Source organism: Chitinophaga sp. (genome assembly GCF_036569185.1).
Lineage (GTDB): Bacteria > Bacteroidota > Bacteroidia > Chitinophagales > Chitinophagaceae > Chitinophaga.
The window spans coordinates 27,520-44,602 of sequence record NZ_DATCRD010000162.1; the positions used below are offsets into that span (position 1 = coordinate 27,520).

12 protein-coding genes are annotated in these 17,083 nt (G+C 48.2%); 7 read left to right on the top strand and 5 right to left on the bottom strand.

Annotated elements, in window-relative coordinates:
• Position 1: 1 nt before the first annotated feature.
• The 4 genes from VIM72_RS12135 to VIM72_RS12150 all read right to left on the bottom strand — a co-directional run bounded on the left by VIM72_RS12135 (position 2) and on the right by VIM72_RS12150 (position 6,114).
• Entirely contained in the window at positions 2 to 3,220 is a 3,219-nt protein-coding gene (locus VIM72_RS12135; protein WP_332003097.1) for a SusC/RagA family TonB-linked outer membrane protein, read from the bottom strand.
• A gap of 261 nt (positions 3,221 to 3,481) precedes the next feature.
• The gene (locus VIM72_RS12140) at positions 3,482 to 4,657 is read right to left on the bottom strand and encodes a FecR family protein (protein WP_332003098.1); all 1,176 of its coding nucleotides are present in this window, start codon (positions 4,655 to 4,657) and stop codon (positions 3,482 to 3,484) included.
• Positions 4,658 to 4,733: 76 nt separating this feature from the next.
• Positions 4,734 to 5,357 (bottom strand): RNA polymerase sigma-70 factor, encoded by a 624-nt coding sequence (locus VIM72_RS12145; RefSeq protein ID WP_332003099.1) that lies wholly within the window; start codon positions 5,355 to 5,357, stop codon positions 4,734 to 4,736.
• A gap of 127 nt (positions 5,358 to 5,484) precedes the next feature.
• Entirely contained in the window at positions 5,485 to 6,114 is a 630-nt protein-coding gene (locus VIM72_RS12150; RefSeq protein WP_332003100.1) for a metalloregulator ArsR/SmtB family transcription factor, read from the bottom strand.
• A gap of 346 nt (positions 6,115 to 6,460) precedes the next feature.
• On the opposite strand from VIM72_RS12150, the gene VIM72_RS12155 reads away from it, so the two are divergent.
• The 7 genes from VIM72_RS12155 to VIM72_RS12185 all read left to right on the top strand — a co-directional run bounded on the left by VIM72_RS12155 (position 6,461) and on the right by VIM72_RS12185 (position 15,104).
• Positions 6,461 to 7,027, top strand: a complete 567-nt coding sequence (locus VIM72_RS12155; protein ID WP_332003101.1) for an NAD(P)H-dependent oxidoreductase — start codon at positions 6,461 to 6,463, stop codon at positions 7,025 to 7,027.
• A 203-nt stretch (positions 7,028 to 7,230) separates the two neighbouring features.
• Positions 7,231 to 8,973, top strand: coding sequence for an ABC transporter ATP-binding protein (locus VIM72_RS12160; protein WP_332003102.1), 1,743 nt, complete (start codon positions 7,231 to 7,233; stop codon positions 8,971 to 8,973).
• Complete coding sequence (locus VIM72_RS12165; protein ID WP_332003103.1) at positions 8,957 to 10,720, top strand: ABC transporter ATP-binding protein; 1,764 nt, start codon at positions 8,957 to 8,959, stop codon at positions 10,718 to 10,720. The genes VIM72_RS12160 and VIM72_RS12165 overlap by 17 nt, the downstream gene beginning before the upstream one ends.
• A 456-nt stretch (positions 10,721 to 11,176) precedes the next feature.
• Complete coding sequence (locus VIM72_RS12170) at positions 11,177 to 11,761, top strand: TetR/AcrR family transcriptional regulator (protein ID WP_332003104.1); 585 nt, start codon at positions 11,177 to 11,179, stop codon at positions 11,759 to 11,761.
• A 190-nt stretch (positions 11,762 to 11,951) separates the two neighbouring features.
• Positions 11,952 to 13,160: an MFS transporter gene (locus VIM72_RS12175; protein ID WP_332003105.1), complete on the top strand. Its 1,209-nt coding sequence runs from the start codon at positions 11,952 to 11,954 to the stop codon at positions 13,158 to 13,160.
• Positions 13,161 to 13,165: 5 nt separating this feature from the next.
• Complete coding sequence (locus tag VIM72_RS12180; protein WP_332003106.1) at positions 13,166 to 13,963, top strand: PhzF family phenazine biosynthesis protein; 798 nt, start codon at positions 13,166 to 13,168, stop codon at positions 13,961 to 13,963.
• A gap of 4 nt (positions 13,964 to 13,967) precedes the next feature.
• Positions 13,968 to 15,104, top strand: coding sequence for a serine hydrolase domain-containing protein (locus VIM72_RS12185; RefSeq protein ID WP_332003107.1), 1,137 nt, complete (start codon positions 13,968 to 13,970; stop codon positions 15,102 to 15,104).
• A gap of 89 nt (positions 15,105 to 15,193) precedes the next feature.
• Here the strand turns inward: VIM72_RS12185 and VIM72_RS12190 are convergent, their stop codons facing one another.
• Complete coding sequence (locus VIM72_RS12190; RefSeq protein WP_332003108.1) at positions 15,194 to 17,062, bottom strand: glycosyl hydrolase family 18 protein; 1,869 nt, start codon at positions 17,060 to 17,062, stop codon at positions 15,194 to 15,196.
• Between the last annotated feature and the right edge of the window lie 21 nt (positions 17,063 to 17,083).

A 17,083-nucleotide genomic window follows, 5' to 3' on the forward strand; every position in this document is an offset into this window, starting at 1 on the left:
TTTACAAACCAAACTGTAATCCGATGGTATATGCTTTCAACGGCGGCATTACCGTACCCTGGGTTTCAGGGTCAAGACCTTTATAATTGGTAAAGGTGAGCAGGTTTTGCGCCAGCGCGTAAACGCTTACGTTATTTACTTTCCAGCGCCTGGTATATTTCGACAGGTCATATCTTACTGATACATTTTTCAGGCGGATGTAGGAGGCGTCGCCCCAATTGGCGGTCGACAGGCTATAAGCCCTGTAGTTGGCCGCTCCGGCAGAAGTGGAGGCGGCTGGTACAGCGGTGATATCCCCTTTGTTTTTCCAGCGGTCCAGTGCGCGGAGGTCCTGGTTAGAGAAAGTACCTATGCCCGGAATTCCGTATCCATAGCCTATTTGCGGACCTTCCTGTTTTACAAACTGCAATAGGAAATCAAGGCTGAATCCTTTATACGTAAAGCTGTTCTGCAGCCCGCCGTAAAATGCCGGCATTGTTTTACCGAGCGTTACATAATCATCATATTCTACCGGGCTCGTAGTAGTGCCATCGCTGCTGCTGTAGAACTGCGCCAGTCCTGTTTCCGGATCAATGCCCAGGAATTTGTATCCATTTACAATAGTGAGCGATTGTCCAACTACGTATATATTTTTGTAATTAGACGCTTCAAAACCGGGATATGCTTTCAGCTCATTTTTACTTACCGTAAGGTTTAACGAGGATTTCCAGCTGAAATTGGACCGTTGGATATTAGTGGTATTCACTTCAAATTCCCATCCGCTGTTAAGTACTTTCGCAGGGAGATTGGCCGTGATGGTAGAGAAACCTACCTGCGGCGTTAACAGATCTTCCACCAGTTGATTACCGGAAATATTATGATAATAGTTGGTATTGAAAAGGATCCTGTCGTTCAGGAATCCCAGCTCCAGGCCAATTTCCTTCTTACGGTTTTCTTCCCATCTATATAATGGATTGGCCAGGCGCGCAGGTGTTAATCCCGGTACGCCATCGTATGGATAAGAGGTTGAGCTCCAGCTGTCGAGATACCGGTAATCACCTATATTATCATTACCTGTTAAGCCAATGCTGGCGCGAAGTTTACCAAAGCTGAGGAAATGCACATCTTTCATAAACGCTTCTTTGGTAAAGATCCAGGCAGCTCCTATAGCGCCAAAGTTACCAAAGCGGTTACCCGGGCCAAAGCGGGTGGAGCCATCACGGCGGAAAGTAGCATTCAGTATATATTTGCTATCCCAGTTATAATTGATCCTTCCGAAAATGGAAGTGTAGCGGTAAAAAGCATACTGTGATGGATTGGGCGTGATAAAACCCGCTGCACTCTGATCGTCCAGCAACGCATCGCTGGAGAAGCCGGTTGCTTTTACCGACTGTCCCTGGCTGATGGTTTGCTGCCAGGTACCGCCCACCATTACGTTCAGATTCCCTTTGGCGATGGTCCTGTTATAATCTACCTGTGGTTCGATAATGTAAGAGCCTACATCAGAAGTACCGAAATACGACATGCTTCCGGAAGAAGTAAGCGGATTAAAGGTAGCATCCGGGTATACCTGCACCTGCTTCATGTTGGACTTATTGTACCCCAGGCTGGTTTTCAGGTTCAGCCCCGGCAATACAGTGTACCTGATCACCGTATTAGCCACCAGGTTATTGGTATTTATTTCAGACCGGCGTAACAGGTAAGCCTGTGGATTCTGAAGGCTTCCGAACCAGTAATATTTACCCGTAGAATCATACAGCGGGTAATTCGGCGACATATTGTAGAAGGAGGTAAGATCGCTGGCCAGTGAATTATCCTTGTTGGCAGAATAATTTACAGAAGTGTTGATGTTAAACTTGCCATCAACGCTGCTATGATTTAAATTGAAATGGCCTGCACCTCTCTGGTAGCCGAGGCTTCCCGGCATTACCGTTGTTTCCTTATGATAAGTGCCGCTTAACAGGAACTGCGTTTGTTCATTACCGGCAGACACGGAGCCCTGTGCTTCCGTGGTATGACCGGTACCCCCGATCATGAATTTCTGCCAGTCGGTGGTATGTTGCTGGTCCCATAATGTAAGATCCGGTGCGGTTTCTTCATCATAGGGTTTATTATCATTTTTAAACGCTTCTTTACGCATGGCAATGTACTCGGGCGTATTCAGCATTTTCACGGTATTCACTACTTTACTGGCGCCCGTATATACGTTGAAGTTAGCCTGTGTTTTACCTGACTTACCTCTTTTGGTCGTGATCAGCACAACGCCGTTAGCTCCCCTGGAGCCGTAGATAGCAGTAGCGTCCGCATCTTTCAGCACATCAATGCGTTCAATATCCGATGGGTTGATGGTAGCGAGCGGGCTTTGACTACCATTCGCAGAATTGAACTGGTTCAACGATTCGGAATAAAAAGGCACGCCATCGATCACATAAAGGGGATCGTTCCTGCGATCCTGGCCAACGGAGCTTTTTCCCCTGATGATCACGTTAAAGCTGGATCCCGGCAAACCGTTAGATGAAGAGATCAGTATACCGGCCATCCTGCCCTGCATAGCGGCCAGGGGGTCCATTACCGCCTGGGAGCCGATACTTTCTGCGCTCAGGCTGGAAACGGAACCGGTATTATAGCGTTTGCTGGTGGTACCGTAGCCAATCACCACGGTTTCATCGAGCTTGCTGGCTTGTTGCTTCAGGTACAATTGAAGCGGCCCATAATTGCCTATCCTGAAGGTGTGTGATTCATAACCTACATAAGACACCACCAGTTCATCACCCGGGCCTGCTGCAATGGAGAAGTGCCCGTTTTCATCCGTGATGGTACCGGTGTTGGTGCCTTTCACTTTAACGGTTACCCCGATCAGCAATGTGCCCGCGGCGTCTTTCACCACGCCCGTCACCGGTTGCTGGGTAGCTTCCGGTGCGGTGCTGATGTTGCTGCCTGCAGGCAGCGTTTTCTTCTTAATGAAAATGGTTTTGTCTTTGATCGTGTAATCCAGTGGCTGGCCTTTGAATATTTCCGTGAGGAAATCTGTGAGGCTGGTGTTTTGTGCTTTGATGGTTACCGGTTTAACGGTGCGCAGCAGGTCCCTGTCGTAAAAGAACAGGTAACCTGTTTGTTTTTTCAACGCAGTAAACACTTCTTCCATCGGCGCATTTTTTACCGATACAGACACTGTTTGTGCAAAAGCACCCGCAGATACTTTTAACGTCGCCACAATCATGAGAACAATCGTCAATCTCATAGTAAGTGCAATTTTGGTTGGGGAAAGTCCGGGTATAGAAAGGACTTTACCATGATAATTCAATTGCATAGATTTGCATTTGTTAGGATGGATAATCAGTATTCAGTATGTACAAGCAGAGTGCTACTATCATCCGGACATATTCGCCGGGGATGGGTCCAATCATCCCCGGTTTTTTGTCCGTATGACAGCATTATAAAACTAAAGTTGGTTGTGCATAAACGTTCCGTTGACAATAGCTAAAAAATAAACCCGCTGTTATTATGGTTCCACAATAATGCTGCGTCCCTGCAGGCGGAAATGGATACCGGTGCTTTCCAGTCCTTCCAATACATCCGCCAGTGGCAGCTTACGTTGAATTTCCCCCTGGAAACGGCGGGCAGGGATATTACCTGCATAAACAATTGTTACATCATACCATCTGGCCAGCTGACGCATCACGGTGGGAATGTCTGCGTCACGGAAATAAAATTCCTCTTTCTTCCAGGCCAGTATCGCGGCAGTATCTGCCTGCGCTACAAAATCAATACTACCAGGGCTTTTTACCAATGCCTGCTGACCGGGTAGTAATACCCTGGAACTATTGCCTGCATTTACTTTTACGGCGCCTTGTATAAGGGTCGTTTTAACGCCTGGTTCATCTGTATAGGCATTGATATTAAAACTGGTGCCTAATACTTCTACGTTGGTCTGGTGGCTGACCTTTACATAAAAAGGTGTTTTTGCCATGGCAGCCACTTCAAAATATGCTTCTCCTTTTACTTCCACTTCTCTTTTTTCCTGCCTGAAAGCGGTAGGGAAAGTAATAGCAGAAGCTGCATTGAGCCACACCCTGGTGCCATCCGGTAATGTGAGGCGGAATTGTCCGCCCCTGGGGGTGGCCAGTGTGTTCAGGGTGGTTTGTGCGGAATAATCCTGCGTATTGTATTGCAGCTGGCCATTATTCAGATGAATAAGGGCTCCCTGCTGTTTAATCACCGTATTGCCACTGCTGTCCAGTTGTATTACCGAGCCATCTGCCAGTGTTAAAGTGGCTTTGGTGGAACCGGGCAATACCGGCGTTGTGGCCAGCGCCGCTACCGGGGCAGGCGGGGCGGAAGGGCGGAAAAAATATATGCCTGCTCCCAATAACAGCAATACAGCCGCGGCGGCGCTCCACCACCGGTACATACGGCGCACCGGTGTAATATTTTCTGCCGGGAAATGCTTTGCGCTGAAAGCAGCCCAACCGGCGGCAGTGTCAAATTGTTCGTATTGCGACAGCTTCCCGCGAAGTATCTCCGGGTCGGTCATCTGCTCAAAAAAAAGACGGTTCTCTGCAGCCGCATCCCGCCACACACGCAGTTCTTCCTCTTCGGCTGCCGTCAGCGCCTCCTGCTGGTAACGACTTACCAGGTAAGCAATCCGCTTTGTTTCACTGTTTTGATCTGCTTCCAAACTCACCTCTTTTACTATAAAAACAACGGGATGTTATTTTCGATTAAAGAAATCTTAAAAAAATTTTTACAGGGGATCAGTAGTGATGATAATAATATTTGATAAGGGTAATATAGATGCCCAGTAACGGCACGATGTTCTTTTTGATCAGGCTGCTCCTGATCAGTTTGAGCGCCCGCAGTTTCTGCGCCCTCACGGTATTATAGGAGATCCGGAGACTGGTGGCAATCTCTTCATTTTTTCTCCCTTCAAGATAACTTAGTTTAAAGATCCGCCGGCATTGCGTTGGCAGGCGTTCTATTTCTTCATACAGCTGATGGATAATTTCGGTTTCGGTAAGCACAGGGTCAAAGCCGGCCATTTCTGTAGTGGTTTCCTCTTCCTGTAAATAAGAAAACTCTTTTTCCTTTACATGGAGCCGTTCCCGGCTTTTTATAAAATTGAGACAGGCGTTTTTGGTGGCAATGAAAAGAAAGGCTTTTATACCGGCGGCCGACTGGAAGTCGCCCCGCTTGTTCCACAGCTTTGAAAAGGTTTCCTGTACAAGGTCTTCCGCCTCCTGTGCGTCAGCAACAATGGTAAAGGCAAAATAACATAATGCTTTGTAATGCTGGTTAAATATGAAGCGGAATGCGGATTGTTCCCCACCAGCGAACTTTTGCAGTAAAATATGCTCGTTGTTTGAATACTCCTCTATCATCCCTGGAAACACCCTTCTGGCAATATAAACGATGATTTATCGGTATAAAAATACCGATAAAAGCTGATTAATTATAGATAGAGAGAAAAATACATGAGCTTGTGAGATAGCCGGGAAGTAGTTTGCATCATTTACCGGTGATGCGGTACACGCACCTGCGCTGCCCTTCCAGTATATGTTCCAGTCGCTCTACCTTTGCATGTTTGCCCAGGATAGAGGAAAATATATCCTGCTCCGACTGGCAGAACCGCCTGCAACAGGCAGCCGCAGCCTGGATGGGGCAGTGATTTTCTATGAGCAGATAGCTGTTTCCTTCATCCATATAGGAGGCCATATACCCCTCACGGTTACGGATATCCGCTAATTTGCGCACACGGCTTTCTAAAGTGGTGAGGCCCTTCAGTTCTTCCTGGTATTTTTCCAGGACGCTTTGTGCAGCCGCATCCAGCACGCCCTGCATCATATCCGGGGGAAGCGTTTTGTTCATATTGCTCAGCAGGCGCAACGCAAGGTCCTGGTGCCGGTCGGGGAAACGGGCGTTGCCTGTTTCCGTGAGCGACCAGATCTGCTTGGGTCTGCCCCTGCCCTTCGCTTCCGTGGTGGCCTGTACCAACCCTTCATTTGCCAGCTTGAGCAGCTGGAACCTGGCGCCTTCCATTGTTACCTTCAGTTCCTCTGCCAGTTTACATAAGGGCTGCGGCCCCTGTGCTTTCAGTATCCATACCGCCCGCTCATTATCTGCCAGGTTATTATTCATAATAAACAAAGTGTTTATTTGGTTTATTCAGCAAAGATACTATCTTTGTCCCAGAAAGAAAACGATCCTTGTAATACATAACGCCGGTGATGCGGCGGGGCATAGCAATGTGTATATTCATTGCCAGCCCCGTAATATACCCTGCGCATCTGTACATATGCCAGCGCGCAAGGCATATGTACCTGGTGTGTATAACCAGTGATATGTATTGCATACTGCGCTCCTGCATATACCGGCCGGCAGGGCCCTGCGGCCGGTAACAAACCTTACAGTGCGAACTATCAGTTACTGCCGGCATGTTATTGCCGGCAGGGGTAGCTGTATGTCTTACTAAAAAGTAAAGAAAATGAAAATAGCCATATTAATCGGAAGTATCCGGCAGGGAAGGCAATCACAGAAAATTGCCCATTACCTGCAGAAAAAATTAACAGAAAGGGGCCTGGACACCGACCTGGTAGACCTTGCCGAAACACAGCTCCCGATGCTGGAAGAACGGGTGGGCATTCATCCGCAATTGCCACAGGTGGTAAAGGACCTGAGTTTGCGCCTGCATGCGGCAGATGCGCTGATATTTGTTACACCCGAATACCACGGCAGCTTTTCAGGCGTACTGAAAAACGCCCTGGATTATTTCAGCAGCGAATTTTCCAGGAAAGCCATCGGGATTGTTACGGTTAGCGCCGGGAAACTGGGTGGTATCAATGCAGCCACACAACTGCAGCAGGTGATCCTCAGCGTAGGCGCTTATGCACTGCCGGTAAAACTGCTGGTACCGGAGGTATATGGCGCATTTACAGATACACAGGAACTTACCAGCGAGCACACCGCCAAATCCGCGACCCGTTTCCTGGACGAATTCTACTGGCTTGCCAGCGCTGTTTACGAAAAAAAGAAAGCAGCGGTAACTATATAAATCAAGTGCCGGCGCATGTTCCAACGGGCAGGAGCCTGCGCTGGTTGCTTTTCCCCTGTACCTCTCCCCTTTCCTCCCAACAACGCCTGCCACGAAGCATGAAAAAAATAATATCTTGTTGTGATATTATGCAATATTTGCAGCGCGGATTCGTCTTCATATGGAAATCCTTAGCCGCGTTCCGCTAAACACACCAGTTAATAATGAAACAAAAAGAGGGTAATAAAAAGAAAGAAGCCGGCATTTTCAGCCTCCTGCAACCTTACATGGGAATGGTTAGTTTGCTGATCCTGTTTACACTGCTGAGCAATGGCCTCAACCTGTGGTTACCCAAAATTATCGGGAACGGGATCGACAGCTACGAGCATGGCGCTTTCCAGCTGAATGCATTGCTGATAAAATTCCTGGTGGCAGTGGTCATCATCCTGTTGTTCACCTATCTGCAGAACATCATACAAACATATGTGTCCGAAAAAGTAGCGCGCAACCTGCGTACTAAAATATCGGACAAGATTTCCAGCCAGAGCTATGCCTGGGTGGAACAGGCCAATCCGTCGCGGTTGCTCACCAACCTGATTGCCGACGTGGATTCCATCAAACTGTTTGTTTCGCAGGCCATCGTTTCACTGGTGTCGTCTTTATTTATTATTATAGGCGCCAGCGTACTGCTGCTCACTATTAACTGGGCACTGGCGCTGGCGGTAATTGCCACACTGCCGGTAATTGGGATCACCTTTTTCCTGGTATTGCGCAAAGTAAGGTCCCTGTTCATTAAAAGCAGGGAGGTAATGGACTGGCTGAATAAAGTGATCAATGAAAGTATACTTGGCGCAGCGCTGATACGTGTAATCAACTCCCAACAGCTGGAGTACCAGAAATTCCTGGATGCCAACGGCAAAGCCATGGATTTTGGTTTATCCATTGTAAAGCTTTTTGCGGGGCTGATTCCTGTAATCACATTTACCGCAGGTATTGCTAACCTGATCATCCTTGCGCTGGGCGGACATTTCGTGATAACCGGCAGTATGAGCCTGGGCGATTATGCCGCCTTCAGCAGCTATCTTGCTTTACTTATCTTTCCTATACTGGTGATCGGTTTTATGAGCAATATTATAGCCCAGGCCACCGCTTCCTATCAAAGGATCAGCAACGTGATCAATATGCCCGATATTATGCCGGTGGGTGATATTACTACGCCTGTTAAGGGAGATATTGAATTTCAGCAGGTAAACGTTCAATACGGCCAGAAACCGGTGCTCAAGGATATTTCCTTCTCTATCAAAGCCGGATCGAAGGTGGCCATTATCGGGCCAACCGCCGCCGGGAAAACACAATTGCTGTACCTGCTTACAGGTTTACTCAAACCCTCTTCCGGCGCTGTACTGGTAGACGGGCGCCCGGTAAGCGATTATAACAGCGAATCCTTTCACAGCCAGGTGGGCTTTGTATTCCAGGACAGCATTATCTTCAATATCAGCATCCGGGAAAATATAGCATTCAATGAAACCGTTACCGAAGCAGCCATGGAAAAAGCTTTGCGTACTGCTGCGCTGAAAGAATTTACGGAAACCCTTCCCGAAAAACTGGATACAGTTGTTTCAGAAAGAGGGGCCAGTCTTTCCGGCGGACAAAAGCAACGCATCATGCTGGCCCGCGCGCTGGCCATTAACCCGAAGATCCTGCTGCTGGATGATTTCACCGCCCGTGTAGATACCAATACGGAAAAGAAAATCCTCACGAATGTACAGGCGGAATACCCTGGCATCACGCTGCTTTCTGTAACGCAGAAAATTTCTTCCGTGGCGCATTACGACCAGATCATCCTGCTCATGCAGGGTGAAATTATTGCGAGCGGCAAACATGAAGAGCTGCTGCACACCAGCCCGGAGTACATCCAGATATTTAATTCCCAACAAAGCACCAGCAACTATGAATTACAATCTTAATAAGTTTACGGAAAAAGAACAGAAGATCTCCAACTACTCCGCATTCAGAAATCTGCTGAAGCTGATTTCGCATGAGAGAAGGAACCTGGCAGTAGCTTTAACGGCTATCCTGCTCAATTCCGTGCTTAACCTGCTGGGACCATTTTTGATAGGTTATACCATTGATCATTATGTGCAGCATAAGCAATACCACGGCGTACTGGTCTTTTCCGGTATCCTGCTGGGGCTTTACCTGCTGGCATTGTTCACCAGTTATTTCCAGACAAAGCTGATGGGAGGTGTTGGCCAGCGTACCTTGTTTACCCTCCGGAATGCTATCTTCAGTAAGATACAGCAACTGCCCGTAGCTTTCTTTAACCAGAACAAAGCAGGCGATCTTATATCCCGCGTGAATAATGATACAGATAAGCTCAATCAGTTTTTTTCACAATCACTGATGCAGTTTGTAGGTAATATTTCCACCATGATCGGCGCAGGTGTATTCCTGCTTATCATCAATTACAAGATTGGTATCGCCGCACTGGCGCCGGCTTTACTGATACTCATCTTCACCCGGATACTATCTCCCTGGGTAAAAAGAAAAAATGCCGAGAACCTGAAAACGGTGGGCAACATGAGCGCTGAAATACAGGAAAGCCTCAGCAATTTTAAAGTAATAGTAGCGTTTAACCGCCGCGATTATTTCAGGCAGCGTTTCCAGGAAGCCAACGAAAAAAACTACCGCAGCGCTATCGGCACCGGGCTTGCCAACAATGTGTTCCTGCCGTTCTATGCCATGTGCGCCAGTATTGCACAACTGCTGGTACTAACCGGGGGCATCTACCTGATCACGCAAGGTGAATTCAGTATAGGCTTACTCGTTAGTTACCTGGCATACGCCACTTACTTTTATAATCCACTGCGGCAACTGGCCACGCTGTGGGCCAATTTCCAGGTGGCTATGGCCGGCTGGGACAGGATCTCTGAAATTCTCGGGCTGGAAACAGATCTCGTAACAGTGCCTGCCGCTACAGCTTCCGGCAATACAACAGCATTACTGGAATTCAGGAACGTACATTTTGGCTATCCCGAAGGAAGGGAAATCCTGCACAACATCAGTCTTTCCCTGGAAAAAGGAAAAACATATGCCCTGGTAGGCCCAACCGGTGGCGGTAAAACCACTACCGCTTCGCTGATGGCGCGTTTGTATGATCCCACACAGGGCATGGTGCTGCTGGATGGCAGGGATATACGTAGTTACAGTGCGGAAGACCGTTCGCAGAAAATAGGCTTTATCCTGCAGGAACCTTTCCTGTTCACCGGAACGGTAAAAGAAAATATCCTGTATGGCAATCCTGCTTACAAAGATTTTTCCAATGAACAGCTTACAGAAGTGATCAGGGAATCCAACCTGGAAAAGCTGCTGGCTATTTTTGAAAACGGGCTGGAAACAAAGGTCCTTTCCGGAGGCGACAGTGTGAGCCTGGGGCAAAAACAGCTGATTGCCTTTATGCGGGCCGTGCTGCGTAAACCTGACCTCCTGATCCTCGATGAAGCTACTGCCAACATCGATACAGTAACCGAACAGCTACTTGGAGAAATACTGGAAAAATTACCTGAAAGCACCACCCGGGTAATTATTGCCCACCGTTTGAATACCATTGAAAATGCAGATGAAATATTTTTTGTGAATTCGGGAGAAGTAACTCGGGCGGGGTCTTTACAAAATGCGATGGAAAAACTATTGCACGGCGTAAGGGCAAGCTGATTCCCGGGTTTAAAGGGGTGCCGCTATAAAGTATCTTCAGTCACTTCTCTCTTAACATTAAAAAATCAAAACCACAAACGCCTTTTTAAAATAATGATCCAACCAACCGTCTCTTTATCTCCCCTAATACTAAAAAATCAAAACCGCAAACACCTTTGTTTAAAAATCAAACAATGATCCAACCCACCATCTCTTCATCTCCCTAATACTAAAAATCAAAACCACAAACACCTTTGTTTAAAATAATGATCAAATCAAACATCCGTTCATCTCCCCTAATACTAAAAAAATCAAAACAGCAAACAACCCGCTGTTTAATCAAATCAAAAAAATCAGCATAATCAGCGTAATCAGTGCTCCAGGACAATCGCCGAAGGCGATCCCCTTCGCCCGCCTCCGGAAAAATTTTGTACTATTTGGTAAAGAATGTATCTTTGGGGAATAAAAGGGAGAGATATGTCGGGCAGACCAAAAATATTTGATGACCAGGAAGTGCTCAACAAAGCAGCTGATGTTTTCTGGCGACAGGGGTATGAGGCTACTTCTACGGAAGACCTGCTGGAGGCGATGGGTATAGGTAAAGGCAGTTTTTACCTCGCTTTTAAAGGCGGCAAAAAAGAGCTGTATGAAAAAGCGCTGGGCCAACGCAGCGATCAGGCGGTGGCGCAATTCAGAAAAGAACTGGATGCGGCAGATGACCCTGTGGAATATATCCGCGAATTTTTCCGCAGGATAGCGCATAGCACCAGGGCCAAACATCAGAACGGCTGCATCTTTGGCAATGCGGTAGCAGAGCTTTCCAATATCGAAAACCCCATGATGAAAAGGGCCGCCACCCACCTGCAGGGACTGGAAGCGCTTTTTCTTGACGCCCTGCAAAGAGGGAAAAAACAAGGCGTCTTGCATTCAAAACTGGAACCCGCAGTACTGGCCCGCCTGCTTCTCAACAACTGGAACGGGCTTGGTATTACCCGGCGGATTTATCCCGATAATGAGGCGCTCTCCGAACTGATAGAAACACAATTGAAAATACTTGATTAAGCCGGAATGTAATCAACACACTATTTAAATGCTCCTACTTGCAGATGCGGCTATTGGAAATGTATCTGCGAATGTAATCAACACACTATTTTAAATGCCCGGAAATACATTTAAAACCAGTTTACCAACAAACCAATAACTTTTTTTTCATCAATTTTGTACCATATAGTACAAAACAACTATTACACCCATGCAGAAATTTAACCGTTACACTGCCCTGCTGTTCGCAATAGCAGGCGGGCTCGCTGTTGCCAATGTATATTATGCACAGCCCCTGCTGAACAGGATAGGCAACGACCTTGACATTCCTTCACGCTCACTGGGCGTTATAGTTACCGTTACCCAAACAGGATATGCCCTCGGGCTATTGCTGCTGCTGCCACTGGGCGATCTATTCAACCGTCGCAAACTGATTGCCACCCAGCTGTTGCTGGCAGCAGCAGCGCTGGCTACCGCTGCCTCGGCGCCTGCTAAACTGCCTTTCCTGGGTGGTATTGCAACAGTAGGATTACTGGCAGTAGTTACGCAAACCCTGGTAGCCTACGCCGCTACGCTGGCAGCTCCGGAAGAACGCGGCCGCGTGGTGGGCCTCGTTACCAGCGGCGTGGTACTGGGCATCCTGCTGGCCCGCACTGTATCCGGCGCTATTGCAGATATAGCCGGATGGCGGGCGGTATACTTTTTTTCCGCAACGCTGATGTTACTTACCGCCGGTACCTTATACAGGGTATTACCTGTTAACGACCCACAGAAAGCCAACGCCAATTATCCACAACTACTGCTTTCTGTTTTCCGTTTATTCTTAGAAGAGCCTGTACTACGGGTACGCGCCATTATTGCCTTTTTCATTTTTGCCGCATTCAGCGTGTTGTGGTCATCGCTGGTATTGCCACTCAGCGCGCCACCCTATTCCTTTTCCTCTTCTGCCATAGGCATGTTCGGATTGATTGGCGTGGCAGGCGCATTGGGCGCAGCACGTGCAGGCAGGCTGGCCGACCAGGGGCATGGGCAACGCACTACAGGCGTTGCGCTGGCGTTATTACTGGTTTCGTGGCTGCCGCTGGGATTTGCCCCTCATTCGCTGGCGGCCCTTATTGCCGGCATCGTCCTGCTGGACCTGGCTATCCAGGCAGTACATGTCACCAACCAAAGCATGCTTTATACTATCCGGCCTGAATCAAGGAACCGCATGGTAGCCGGGTATATGCTTTTTTATTCCATTGGCAGCGGCTTTGGCAGCATTGCCGCCACCACGGTGTATGCCTATGCCGGGTGGACGGCCGTATGCCTGCTGGGCGCTGCACTTAGCGCCACCGGCCTGCTTTTCTGGGCCACTACCCTTCCCCGGAAGATACACGCACAAAAAAGCAATACCTTTACTTTACAACACCAAAAATAACCGTCATGCCGCATATACCCATTTACCAGGTAGATGCTTTCACACATGAGCTGTTTGGCGGAAACCCGGCAGCCGTATGTATCCTGGAAGCATGGCTGCCAACAGCAATACTTCAGAAAATTGCAGCGGAAAACTTCCTGCCGGAAACGGCCTTCTTTATTCCTTCCGGCCGGCAGGGTCACTATGAGCTGCGGTGGTTCACACCCGAAATAGAAATGGACCTTTGCGGGCACGCCACCCTGGCCAGTGCGCACGTACTGTTCAACCACCTGGGATGGGACATGCACCAGATCACATTCCATACGCAAAGCGGTCCGCTGACCGTTTCTAAAAACAATGACCTGCTCACGCTTGATTTTCCGTCAAGACCAGCAGTTCCTTCCACGCTGCCAACAGAAATCCTCAAAGGAATAGGCGTATATCCTATGGAAGTACTAAAGGCCAGGGATTATATCCTCGTATATCACGATGAGGAAATTGTACGTAACCTTCAACCGGATAAAGCCATCCTCGACCAGATCAACCTGGACCCGGGCGGCATTATTGTAACCGCCAAAGGCAAACACGTGGATTTTGTATCCCGTTTTTTCACACCGCAAGCCAGCATCTTTGAAGACCCGGTGACCGGTTCGGCCCATTGTTCACTCATCCCCTTCTGGAGCCGGCAGCTGGATAAGAAAGAAATGATTGCCCTGCAGGTATCAGCCAGAACAGGAAAGCTTTACTGCATAGATGCAGGCGATCGTGTGCTGATAGGAGGCGCCTGCAAAACCTACCTGGAAGGAAATATTTTTGTACCTTAATTTCATGAGATATATACCTATCCTGCTGGCATGCCTGCTGATAGCAAATTCCGGCGGAGCCCAGGCCCTCCCGCAGATAGACAGCACCATACAGGCTTTCATGAACCGGTATCATGTACCGGGAATGTCTGTTGCAGTAACATACCACGGTAAACTGGTATATGCCCGCAGCTACGGCTATGCCGATACCGCACAACATACCGCCGTAACCCCGCAACACCTGTTCCGTATCGCCAGCGTATCAAAGTGTATAACGGCGACGGCTATATTAAAATTAGTGGAAGCTGGAAAGCTCTCGCTCAACGACCGGGTATTTGGCCACAATGCAGTGCTCGGCACACGTTATGGAACACCTCCCTACGCAGAAAACCTGGAAAAGATCACCATCCGCCAGCTGCTGGAACATACCTCCGGCGGGTGGACCAACAACAACGCGGATCCTATGTTCAGCCATCCAGGCATGACGGCAAACGAACTGATTTCATGGACCATTGATCATCAGCCATTGGATAATATCCCCGGAACAGTATACGCCTACTCCAATTTTGGTTACTGCATTCTCGGACGGGTCATCGAAAAAGTATCCGGTATGCCATATGAAGCTTATGTAAAAAAAGCAGTGCTGCAACCCTGCGGTATTATTGATATGCAAACAGGCGGCAATACACTTGCCCAAAGAAATCCACTGGAAGTAATGTACTACGGTCAACATGGAGAACAACCCTATATCTATAACATTTCCCGCATGGATGCACACGGAGGATGGATTGCCAGCGCCACAGATCTTGCACGCCTGATGGTGCATGTAGACGGATTCCCCGCACCGGCGGATATACTAAATATAAAAACGATCAACATAATGACCACCGGTTCCGAAGCCAACCCAGGCTATGCCCTGGGATGGGCCGTAAATCCTTATCATAACTGGTGGCACTCCGGTTCCCTTCCCGGCACCGCCAGCGAAATAATACGCGCCCATAAAGGATTCAACTGGGTAATGCTTTGCAACACACGTACCGATGGCAGCTTCTTCAACGACCTCGATGGGCTCCTGTGGAAAGCAGTAAATGACCCCAATACAAAGTGGCCGGATACCGATCTATTTATACATGAGGCCGATCATGCGGTTATGAAAAATTAAGGCAAGGCGCCCTGCCATTTGGGATCTACGGCTTCAATTAACTCATACTTATCTTTTCACCTGAAGAGATCATTCTTCCCCGGCGGCAGTTATTCACCAGCTGCCCAGAATATAGCGTTCTCAAATAACTGCGTGTAGGCTGTGTTACCAAGCAATGCGGGGCCATGACCCATGAAAATATAAATGTTCCTGGCCTTATAATGTTCATTGGTCCATATTACCGGGTGATCACCCATTTTTTTATCGGAAGCAGGCACATAAGAATTTTCATTCACACTGGCCAGCACATGCACCTGCGGGCGGGGGCTCATGTTGTAGGTATACCATTCTTCTTTATTAATAATAAAGGGAGATGTAATATTCCTCATCACGGGATGTTGCTTATCCTCTACCGTTACTGTTCCGTTGGCAAAACCGGCGATATAATTGGTAAAACGGATCCCCCCCATAAAAGCGGAGAACCAGTTCCACATAGGAAAGCCGTCGAATTCGCCAAGCAGGGTGGCATGATGGAAACCGATCCAGCCTCCCCGGCCCTCATTAATATAGCACTCAAAAGCTGCGGCTGCTACAGGTTTCCAGCCATACGGAGGATAATCCAGCTGGATGAAAAGCCGGTACTGTTTTAAGTATGCTTCATTGATATTGTCTGTATTTGTGATATAGGTAAGATGAATATGCCTTTTTACAGCCAGGCTATCCAGCCAGGTTTTGGCCGCTTTGGAAAATGCCAGGTGATGACCGCCGTTTTCATACAGCACCAGCGCAGCAAAGACAGGTTTGTTACGGTCGGGATACAAGGTAGCATTGATTTCATCCAGCAGGTACTCCTTTTCATCGGAGGCATATTCCCAGAACATCACGCCGCCCATCTTACTGGCGGTTACATAATTGCATTTGTTTTGTACCGACCATTCATCATCATATGTAATAAACTCACGAGTGGAAGGATTGAACAGGTACGGCGCTTTGGCGCTTTCATCGTGGTAGGCGTGGAAACCGTTTTTATTAACGAGACTATCTTTGGTAAACGTATAGCCCTTACCGAAAGACTGTGCTACGATCTTCCCACCCAGCCCGGTACCAATACTGTCGGCCAGTTGGAAACGACGCCCGTAAAAAGCAATGCCCATTACCAGCTTTTCCACCGGCACACCGGCGGCCACATACGCTTTCACCGCTTTATCGGCTGATAATACGCCGGGGTTATCTGCCGGCGTATAAAGATTTGTATGATGCCCTGCTTTCTTATCTGAATAAAAATCATAGGTCATCAGGTTTACATAATCCAGGTATTGCGCCGCCTTCCCCATTTCCGTGGTTTCCAGGAATGCCGCAAAACCACCAACGGCTGTAGTAAGCAGCTTTTTCTGGTGGGTTTCTTTCTGTAACTTATCCAGCTCCTTACGGAGCTCCATAAACATCAGCGTAAAATGCTGCTTGTCTTCCGGACGATAAACATTACCTTCCTCACCAGGACGGCCGGGATATTCCCAGTCGATATCCACTCCATCCAGTTTATATGTACGGATGATATTCACCGCGCTTACTGCAAAGGCTTTACGCGAGGTATCCGTTAATACGGCATCGGAAAAATTCTCGCTCCAGGCCCAGCCTCCGATAGAGATAAGGATCTTCAGCTCCGGGTTGATGGCTTTGAGTTCATTGATACGGCGCAGGTTTACCGTATCTGTTTTTTCGTTGGTAAGCACTGCGCGGTTATGCTGCACATTCACAAACGCATAATTAATATGCGTGAGCTTGCGGGCCGCAATCATGTCTGTATTCACCAGTCCCCTGAACCCGCCAACATAGCCAATGATCACCGGCTTCGCCTGCGTTGCAGTATGCTGTTCAGACATCCATGGCGAAGGGGTGGCAGCGTTAAGTAAAGCCGGGAGGAGTAGCATTAAAAAACAGATACCTCCTCTCTTTGGTGAATGCAAATACTTCATCATATCTTTTGATTTGAACATTTC

Coding starts and splice junctions, on each gene's coding strand:
- VIM72_RS12135 (WP_332003097.1), bottom strand. CDS start 3,220: ATGAGATTGACGATTGTTCTCATGATTGTGGCGACGTTAAAAGTATCT.
- VIM72_RS12145 (WP_332003099.1), bottom strand. CDS start 5,357: ATGATAGAGGAGTATTCAAACAACGAGCATATTTTACTGCAAAAGTTC.
- VIM72_RS12150 (WP_332003100.1), bottom strand. CDS start 6,114: ATGAATAATAACCTGGCAGATAATGAGCGGGCGGTATGGATACTGAAA.
- VIM72_RS12155 (WP_332003101.1), top strand. CDS start 6,461: ATGAAAATAGCCATATTAATCGGAAGTATCCGGCAGGGAAGGCAATCA.
- VIM72_RS12160 (WP_332003102.1), top strand. CDS start 7,231: ATGAAACAAAAAGAGGGTAATAAAAAGAAAGAAGCCGGCATTTTCAGC.
- VIM72_RS12165 (WP_332003103.1), top strand. CDS start 8,957: ATGAATTACAATCTTAATAAGTTTACGGAAAAAGAACAGAAGATCTCC.
- VIM72_RS12170 (WP_332003104.1), top strand. CDS start 11,177: ATGTCGGGCAGACCAAAAATATTTGATGACCAGGAAGTGCTCAACAAA.
- VIM72_RS12175 (WP_332003105.1), top strand. CDS start 11,952: ATGCAGAAATTTAACCGTTACACTGCCCTGCTGTTCGCAATAGCAGGC.
- VIM72_RS12180 (WP_332003106.1), top strand. CDS start 13,166: ATGCCGCATATACCCATTTACCAGGTAGATGCTTTCACACATGAGCTG.
- VIM72_RS12185 (WP_332003107.1), top strand. CDS start 13,968: ATGAGATATATACCTATCCTGCTGGCATGCCTGCTGATAGCAAATTCC.
- VIM72_RS12190 (WP_332003108.1), bottom strand. CDS start 17,062: ATGATGAAGTATTTGCATTCACCAAAGAGAGGAGGTATCTGTTTTTTA.